This window comes from Bacteroides sp. An19 (assembly GCF_002160215.1).
Taxonomy (GTDB): Bacteria; Bacteroidota; Bacteroidia; order Bacteroidales; family Bacteroidaceae; genus Phocaeicola; species Phocaeicola intestinalis.
In genome coordinates this window covers 1-849 of sequence record NZ_NFKD01000146.1, presented here as the reverse complement: position 1 = coordinate 849, position 849 = coordinate 1, and the positions used below count along the sequence as shown (strand labels likewise).

The following is an 849-nucleotide window of genomic DNA, read 5'->3' as shown; positions in this document are numbered from 1 at the left end:
TGCAGGCTCAGGGCGAACAACTTTGTAGAAAACATCTTTTCCACATGTATGGCACTGCATAATCTCAGAATTAAAATCAACCCTTGGAACTATCATAACTAATTTACATAAACTCTAATGAAGTTGGTCTGTTATTGGGAACTTCGCCCATTACTTCCAACGGCGAGCATAACTACTACTTTGATGAAAGAATCAAAGCTGCCGCAATGCTTTACCATAGTGGAAAGATAAGACGGATTATAGCAAGTGGAGGAGATTATTCAAACAATGGAGGATGCAATGAATTGATAGCAATGAGAGATTCATTGATAAAACAGGGAGTTCCTGACAGCTTGGTTTCTTTGGACTATCAAGGAACGCGCACCCTATATTCAATAACCAAAGTCAAGGACTTGGGAAGCGTTACTATCATTTCACAGAAGTACCACAATGAAAGAGCCATATACCTTGCAGAACATTATGGCTTGCAAGCCATTGCCTACAATGCAACTATGCCAAACATTGCAAAGAAGAAGATACGGAACATTTCAAGGGAATTTCTTGCAAGGGTAAAATTATTTATAGATTTAGTGAGTTCTAAATTAATGTCCAATTTTTCTTCCTGACACTCTTAAAAGAAGAATTGAAACGGGTTGAAATTTAGACAGTAGAATATGGGACTTTTTTAGAAGAAAGTCTGTTTTATAGGGAGGAGCAGAAAAAAGTACCACCTATAAAATTATAGACTTAACCCCACCGTCAAGTTAGAAGTGCAACTCCTCCACCGCCTTCCTCCGTCCTTGGAGCGTAGCGGAAAGGGCGGAGGAAGGCGGTGGAAGCCGGGCTTCGGGTCATCCGGCAATACAAAAT

1 protein-coding gene is annotated in these 849 nt (G+C 40.2%); it reads left to right on the top strand.

From position 1 onward, the window contains the following. Positions 1 to 134 precede the first annotated feature (134 nt). Positions 135 to 605, top strand: a complete 471-nt coding sequence (locus tag B5F25_RS20930; protein ID WP_262483280.1) for an ElyC/SanA/YdcF family protein — start codon at positions 135 to 137, stop codon at positions 603 to 605. Positions 606 to 849 lie beyond the last annotated feature (244 nt).